At 69.5% G+C, this 7900-nt stretch carries 6 protein-coding genes; all 6 read left to right on the plus strand.

The features are described 5' to 3' along the window. Window positions 1–37 precede the first annotated feature (37 nt). The 6 genes from ACFVM3_RS26445 to ACFVM3_RS26470 all read left to right on the plus strand — a co-directional run bounded on the left by ACFVM3_RS26445 (window position 38) and on the right by ACFVM3_RS26470 (window position 7828). Window positions 38–1513: an amidohydrolase family protein gene (locus ACFVM3_RS26445; protein ID WP_378442683.1), complete on the plus strand. Its 1476-nt coding sequence runs from the start codon at window positions 38–40 to the stop codon at window positions 1511–1513. Beyond that, window positions 1510–2652 (plus strand): M20 family metallopeptidase, encoded by a 1143-nt coding sequence (locus ACFVM3_RS26450; protein ID WP_378442684.1) that lies wholly within the window; start codon window positions 1510–1512, stop codon window positions 2650–2652. Before ACFVM3_RS26445 ends, ACFVM3_RS26450 begins: the two co-directional genes overlap by 4 nt. Before the next feature lie 31 nt (window positions 2653–2683). Then, window positions 2684–3568 (plus strand): GNAT family N-acetyltransferase, encoded by an 885-nt coding sequence (locus tag ACFVM3_RS26455; RefSeq protein WP_378442685.1) that lies wholly within the window; start codon window positions 2684–2686, stop codon window positions 3566–3568. Then, window positions 3565–4671 (plus strand): o-succinylbenzoate synthase, encoded by a 1107-nt coding sequence (menC, locus tag ACFVM3_RS26460; RefSeq protein WP_378442686.1) that lies wholly within the window; start codon window positions 3565–3567, stop codon window positions 4669–4671. Before ACFVM3_RS26455 ends, menC begins: the two co-directional genes overlap by 4 nt. Before the next feature lie 76 nt (window positions 4672–4747). Further along, complete coding sequence (locus tag ACFVM3_RS26465) at window positions 4748–6418, plus strand: PucR family transcriptional regulator (protein WP_378442687.1); 1671 nt, start codon at window positions 4748–4750, stop codon at window positions 6416–6418. A gap of 141 nt (window positions 6419–6559) precedes the next feature. Beyond that, entirely contained in the window at window positions 6560–7828 is a 1269-nt protein-coding gene (locus tag ACFVM3_RS26470; RefSeq protein ID WP_378442688.1) for an MFS transporter, read from the plus strand. The last annotated feature ends 72 nt before the right edge of the window (window positions 7829–7900 follow it).

The raw sequence follows: 7900 nt of genomic DNA on the forward strand, positions 1-7900 counted from the left end.
GGGTCGCCATGAACGAGGCGATCCTAGGAGGAGAAGCATGCGGACACTCTTGCGTGGCGGTCGTGTCATCGATCCGGCGACGGGGTTCGACGACACGGCCGACGTGCTGGTATCCGACGGGGTGGTCACCGCCGTCGGGGCGGGTTTGACCGCGGAGCCGGGCGATGTGGAGATCGACGTCTCCGGGCTCGTCGTCGGGCCGGGCTTCATCGACCTGCACAGCCACGTGCACACCATCGCGGGCCAGCGGCTGCAGGCGATGGACGGTGTGACGACCGCGCTCGACCTCGAGGCCGGGTTGATGCCGATCGAGCGGGCCTACGCCGAGGCTGCCGCCGCGGGACGTCCGCTGCACTACGGATTTTCCGCCTCCTGGGGTGCGGCGCGGGCGCAGGTGCTCGCCGGGATCGAGCCGGACGCGAATATCGACAGCGGGCTGGCGGTGCTCGGAAACCCGGCCTGGCAACGGACTTCCTCACCGAAGGAACTCGCGGCGTGGCTGTCCCTTATGGACGGTGAGCTGGCCGCGGGCGCGCTCGGCGTCGGCGTGTTGCTCGGTTACGCGCCCGACACCGACCCCGGCGAGTTCCTCGCGCTGGCCCGGCTGGCCAAGGAGGCCGGGGCGCCGACGTACACCCATGTCCGTGAATTGGTCGAGGTGAACCCGGAGACGCCGATCGACGGTTCGGCCGAGATCGCGATCGTCGCGGCCGAGACCGGCGCCGCGATGCACCACTGTCACGTGAACAGCACGTCCGGCCACCAGATCGAGCGGGTGCTAACGGCGCTCGAAGCCGGCCGGGCGGCGGGGTCGCGGGTGACCGTCGAGGCCTATCCGTACGGTGCGGGCAGCACGGGGATCGGCGCCGCCTTCCTTTCGCCCGAGCGCTTGAAGATGAAGGGACTGTCCCCGTCCAGCGTGATCATGCTGGAGTCGGGGGAGCGCATCGCCGACGAAGGCCGCCTGCTCCAGGTGCGCGCCGAGGATCCCGGCGCGCCGTGCATCCTGGAGTTCCTCGACGAAAGCAGCCCGCACGACCTCGGACTGCTGCGCCAGGCGCTCGCGTTCCCGGACGCCATCGTCGCCAGCGACGCGCTGCCCGTGTACTGGAAGAACGGCACCAGCGAGAGCACCGAATGGCCGCTGCCGCCCGGCGGCGCGACCCATCCGCGCACGGCCGGCACCTACGCCAAGACGTTGCGCCTGATGGTGCGCGAGAGCAAGGCCTGGACCTGGCTGGAGGCGTTCCGGCGCTGCTCCTATCTGCCGGCCAGGGTGCTCGACGAGGTCGCTCCCGGGGCCCTGGCGAAGGGGCGGCTCAACGTCGGTGCCGACGCGGACATCGTCGTGATCGACCCGCACGCGATCACCGACGCGGCGACCTATTTCGACTCGACGCGGCCCTCCGTCGGCGTCCGGCACCTGTTCGTCTCGGGTGTCCCGGTCGTCACCGACGGGAATCTGCGCACGGACGCGTTCCCCGGCAAGCCGCTGCGGGGTGAGCCGCGATGAGCGACCTGCTCGCGGACATCGAGACGCTCGTACGCTGCGAGTCGCCGTCGTCGGATCACGAAGCGGTGGCCCGCAGCGCCGAAGTGGTGGCCGGGGTCGGCCGGAGACTGCTCGGCATGGACCCCGAGAAGATCGTCGTCGACGGCGTCACCCACCTCCGCTGGAGCTTCGGCGCCGGACCGCCTCGTGTCCTGCTGCTCGGTCACCACGACACGGTATGGCCGCACGGTTCACTGGAGACCCATCCGTTCTCCGTGCGGGACGGAGTGTTGCGCGGACCCGGTTGCTTCGACATGAAGGCGGGGGTCGTGATGGCGATGCACGCCGCCGCTGCCGTTCCCGATCGCGACGGACTGTCCATTTTGGTCACCGGCGACGAGGAGATCGGCTCGCCGTCCTCCCGTGCGCTGATCGAGGAGACTTCGGCGGGATGCGACGCCGCGTTCGTGCTGGAGGCTTCGGCCGACGGCGGCGCGCTGAAGTGCCGCCGCAAAGGCGTTTCCCACTACCGGGTGGAGGTGACCGGCCGCGCCGCGCACGCCGGGCTCGAACCGGAGAAGGGTGTCAACGCGGGGGTCGAGATCTCCCACCAGATCCTCGCCGTGGCCGCGCTCGCCGATCCCGGTGCCGGGACCAGCGTGACACCCACGGTCGTTTCGGCAGGCACGACGGTCAACACCGTTCCGGCCGCCGCGCGGGTCGCCGTCGACGTCCGTGTCTGGAACGAGGCCGAACAACTCCGTGTCGACCGGGCCATCCGGGGACTCCGGCCGGTAGTGGAAGGCGCCGAGGTCCGCGTGACCGGCGGGATCAACCGGCCGCCACTGGAAGAAGGTTCGTCGGCGGGACTGTTCGCCTTGGCAGGCGAACTGGCGGAGGAACTCGGGCTCGGAGAGCTGACGTCCGCGTCGGTCGGCGGTGCCTCGGACGGCAACTACACCGCCGGGATGGGCGTTCCGACGCTGGACGGCCTCGGCGCCGTCGGTGGCGGGGCGCACGCGGATCACGAACACGTCATCGTCGCGGAACTGCCGCGCCGTACCGCCTTGCTGGCCGCGCTCGTGGAAAACGTCCTCGCGAAGCGGGGTCCGTCCGGTGCGACGAATCCCGCGGGCGAATCTGGTACGGCACGACGGTGACTCGGCCGAGGTGCCGGGAAAGGATTGCCCCGTGACAAATCTTGCTGCGAACGCGGAAAGCCCGGCGTCGGCGGCGGTACGCGACGAGGCTGTCGCCGCCGCGCGGGCCGCGGCCGCGGCTTCGGGCGTCGAAATCCGCGAACTGACCGAAATCACCGATCTGGCCGCCGTGGTCGGCCTGTTCGAGTCGATCTGGCGGTCCGGGCCAGGCGGCAGGCCGGTGAGCACGGAACTGCTCCGCGCGATGTCCACGGCAGGGAACTACGTCGCGGGCGCTTTCGGGAACGGTGAACTGCTGGGCGCTTGTTTCGGTTTCTTCGGGAGCCCGGGAAAGGCGAGTCTGCACAGCCATATCGCCGGTGTCGCCAAGGCGGGCGCGGGCCGCGGGATCGGGCACGCGCTCAAACTGCACCAGCGCGGATGGGCGCTGCACCAGGACGTCTCGGTGATCACCTGGACGTTCGACCCACTGGTGCGGCGCAACGCCTACTTCAACCTCGGCAAACTCGGCGCGCGCCCGATCGGTTACCTGCCCGACTTCTACGGTCCGATGGAGGACGACATCAACGGTTCGGGTGACACCGACCGGCTGATGGTCGGCTGGGATCTCCGGAGCCCGGAGGTTCGCGCGGCGGCCTTCGGCGAACCGGTCCTCATCGACGCGGAAGCGCTGGGCGCGGCGAGGGCGCTCTCGGTCGGCCCCGACGGTGGTCCGAGCATCGGATCCGCGGACACGCCTACCGTGCTCGTCGCGGTCCCGCCCGACATCGAACGCTTGCGCCGCACCGATCCCGGACGCGGCGACGCGTGGCGCGTCGCGCTGCGCGAAGTCCTCGGCGGACTGATGGCGGACAACGCCCACGTCGCCGGTTTCGATCGTGCCGGCTGGTACGTGATCTCGAAGGAGCAGTCGTGAAACTCAGCGGTGTGGAACTGCGCCGGGTCCGGATGCCGCTCGTGGCCCCGTTCCGGACGTCGTTCGGAACGCAGTCCGAACGGGAACTGCTGCTGGTCCGCGCGGTGACCCCGGCGGGCGAGGGCTGGGGCGAATGTGTGGCGATGGAGGCGCCGCTCTACTCGTCGGAGTACAACGACGCCGCCGAGCACGTCCTACGGAACCATCTGATCCCCACCCTGCTGGCGGCCGAGGACGTGACCGCGCACAAGGTGACACCGTTGCTGGCGAAGTTCAAAGGTCACCGGATGGCGAAGGGCGCGTTGGAGATGGCGGTCCTCGACGCCGAACTACGTGCGCACGACCGGTCCTTCGCGGCCGAGCTGGGGTCCACTCGCGACTCCGTGGCCTGCGGGGTCTCGGTCGGCATCATGGATTCGATCCCGCGCCTGCTCGACGTCGTCGGCGGCTACCTCGACGAGGGTTACGTCCGGATCAAGCTGAAGATCGAGCCCGGCTGGGACGTCGAACCGGTCCGGCAGGTGCGCGAGCGTTTCGGTGACGACGTGCTGCTGCAGGTCGACGCGAACACCGCGTACACGCTGGGCGACGCCCCCTTGCTGGCCCGGCTGGACCCGTTCGACCTGCTGCTGATCGAGCAGCCGCTCGAAGAAGAGGACGTACTCGGCCACGCCGAACTGGCCAAGCGGATCCGGACGCCGATCTGCCTCGACGAGTCGATCGTCTCGGCCAAGGCCGCCGCGGACGCGATCAAACTCGGTGCCTGCCAGATCGTCAACATCAAACCGGGCCGGGTCGGCGGGTACCTCGAAGCCCGCCGGGTGCACGACGTCTGCGCGGCGCACGGGGTCGCGGTGTGGTGCGGCGGGATGATCGAGACCGGGCTCGGCCGGGCGGCGAACGTCGCGCTGGCCTCGCTGCCCGGTTTCACGCTGCCGGGTGACACCTCGGCGTCCGGCCGGTTCTACCGCACCGACATCACCGAGCCGTTCGTGCTCGACGCCGGGCATCTGCCGGTGCCGACCGGGCCCGGGCTCGGCGTGACTCCGATTCCCGGCCTGCTGGACGAGGTCACCACGGAGAAAGCGTGGATCGGTTCGTAGCGTTCTACGAATTCCGGGGTTAGATTTGGTCGGATCGAACCGGTCGGTTCGGCGACGCCGGGGCTAACTTCGGGGGGTGCTGACACCCGTGCCCAGCAAGCCGCATACGAGCTTGGGACGCGTCCTCGAAGACCTCGGGGACGTGCTCCTGGAGCCGGTCGCGGTCGGCCGGACCACCCGCAAGCAACTCGGCGGGGTGGTCATCCACGATCCGCACGACGAATCCGACATCCCTGGCGGTGCCGTCGTGCTCGGCGTCGGGGTGCGGGACCAGGACGAGGTCGTTCGCCTCCTGCACGACGTGGGTGCGAGAGGCGCGGCGGCGCTCGTCGTCCGCTCTCCCGTCACCCCGGCGCCGGAACTCCGGCGGGCCGCGGAGTCGTCCGGGGTCGCCCTGCTGGGGCTCGCGCGAGGCGCGTCCTGGGCGCAGCTCGCCGCCATGCTCAGGACGTTGCTCGCCGAAGAGGACGTCGGCGAGGTCTCACCGCAGACCCTCGGTGGAATGCCTTCGGGTGATCTGTTCGCGCTGGCCAACGCGATCGCCGCGCTCATCGACGCGCCGGTGACCATCGAGGATCGCAACAACCGGATCCTCGCGTTCTCCGGGCGCCAGGACGAAGCGGATCCGTCACGGGTGGAAACGATCCTCGGCAGACAGGTGCCGGAGCGGTTCGCCCGCGGTCTCGAAAAGGACGGCGTCTTCGAGAAGCTGTACCGGGACCAGGCACCCGTGTACGTCGATCCGCAGCGGTACGACGACAGCGCCATCGCGCTGCCCCGCGTGGCGCTCGCCGTCCGCGCCGGCGACGAGGTGCTCGGATCGATCTGGGCCGCGGTGCGGGAACCGCTCAGCGACGAGCGGACCCAGGCGCTGATCGACGCCGCCAAACTCGTCGCGTTGCATCTGCTCCGGTTGCGCGCGGGTGCCGACGTCGAGCGGCGGCTGCGCGCGGATCTGGTGAGCACGGCACTCGAAGGAGGGTCCGGCGCGCCGGAGGCCATCGCCCGGCTCGGGCTGCTCGGCCAGCCGTCGATCGTGCTCGCCATGGGACTGTTCGGCGCACCCGATCCCGAGGACGATCTCCGGCTGGTCGCGGACCGCCAGCGGGTCGCGGACGCGCTGGCCATGCACCTGAGCGCCGTCCAGCCCCGGTCAGCCGTCGCGCTGGTCGGCGACGTCGCGTACGGGATTCTCCCGATGCCCGGCGGTCAGACCGACTGCCAGGAACGCTCGGTGCGGGTCGCGTCGACCTTCCTGGAGCGCACGGGACGCCGGGCGGCGGCCGCGATCGGCATCGGACCGCTCGCGCTCGACGCGTCCGGTCTCCACGCCTCCCGCGACGGTGCGGACCGGGCGTTGCGCGTGCTGCTCACCAATGGCGGCGCCAAACGCGTCGCGACCGCCGAAGACGTCCACGTCGACGCGCTCATGCTGGAGCTGGCCGACCTCGCCGCGGCCAGAGGAGACGTCGCGACGGGACCGGTCGCGCGGTTGCTCGCCTACGACGCCCAGCACCAGTCGCAACTGGTGCACACCCTTCGGTGCTGGCTCGACGCGTTCGGCGACATCGGAGCCGCGTCCGCGTCGGCCTATGTCCATCCGAACACCTTCCGCTACCGGCTGCGGCGCCTCGCCGAAGTCGGCGAGATCGACCTCGACGACGCGGGGGAGAGGTTCGCCGCGATGTTGCAATTGCGGCTGCTGCCCCGTGACGCGCGGACCGGGCCGCCGGGCACCGAAGACTGACCTTGGTCTCCCGTCCCGAAAGGACGACCGATGTTCGTGTGATCGCACGAACTCCGCCCGGCGACCGCGTTTCAGAATGAGTGATCGGCGCCACGCTCGCGCCGTTCTCCCTTTCTCTCCCGAAGATCCCGCGGAGGCGCCATGACGGCAGTGGTCAATGAGGACACCTGGACAGCACGGCGGATCAACCGGACGGCGCTCATCACGATGGTGGTGATGGTGTGCGCGTGGGCGGTCGACTACATCGACCGGTTCTCGATCGGGATGGCGCTGCCGATGATCGGCGCCGAATTCGAGCTCAGCAAGACCGAACAAGGCTGGCTCGTCACCGTGTTCGCGCTGGTGTACATGGTCTGCCAGATCCCGGCGGGTTTCCTCGCCGACCGGTACGGCTCGCGCGGGCCGATGCTGGTCACGCTGCTGCTCTGGTCGGCGTTCACCGCGATGACCGGGATGGCGGGCACCTTCGGCATGCTGCTCGTCGTCCGTGGCCTTTTCGGTGTATGCCAAGGACTTTTCCCGGCGGCGTCGTTCAAGGCGATCGCCGAACGAACCACCCCCGGCAATCGCGCGACGGTGACCGGCGTGATGCTTTCCGCGGGCGGAATCGGCGCAGGCCTGGCGCCGCTGATCGTCGGCCCGCTGCTGATGGCGGTCGGCTGGCGGCACACGTTCTTCTGGATGGCCGGGGTCGGCGCGCTCATCGGCGTGGCCGTGTGGACGATCCTGCCCAAGGCACTGCCCGAAAGGCTGAGCAGCCTCCCGCGCGACGAGGTCAAAAACCCCGAGGTGTCCCGGAAACAGGTCTTGAAGTCGCCGGTGATCTGGAAGTTCACCCTGCTGTTCTGCGTCACCAACATGCTCAACTACGGGATGATCACCTGGGTGCCCAGCTATCTGCTGGAGTCGAGGGGTCTGTCGTTGAGCCAGACCGGGATCCTGGCCGCGATCCCGATGCTGGTCAGCATCGGGACGACCATCCTCGGCGGCTGGCTGTTCGACCGGTACTTCCACGACCACGGCCGCTGGTACCTCGGCTCGATCGCGCTCGTGACCGTGGTGCTGCTGACGTTGATGGTGAACGCGGACAGCACCGCGGAGTTCACGCTCTACGAGACGCTCGCCCTCGCGGTGTTCGGCATGGCGACGATGGCGGTCTTCGGCCTGCCGCTGCGCGTACTGCCCACTGCGGTCACCGGGATCGGCATGGGAGTGATGAACTTCGGCGGCCAGGTGGCCGGCGCGGTCGCGCCGGTCGCGATGGGCTGGCTAGCCGACACTTTCTCCTACACCGCCGCGTTCGGTTTTCTCATCGGTACCACGTTTCTCACCGCCGTGATGGCGTTCTGGGTGCCGCAGAACCCGGCGCAGTTCTCGTTCGCTCCAGCGAAATCCAGCACTGGCTCTTGACCGGTTCCGGTCACTCAGTGCGTGTCGCGAAAGCCACTTTCGCGACGTCTGATGTCCCGAAAGTGGCTTTCG

Origin of the sequence: Amycolatopsis sp. NPDC057786, from assembly GCF_042797905.1 — a bacterium.
Taxonomy (GTDB): domain Bacteria; phylum Actinomycetota; class Actinomycetes; order Mycobacteriales; family Pseudonocardiaceae; genus Amycolatopsis.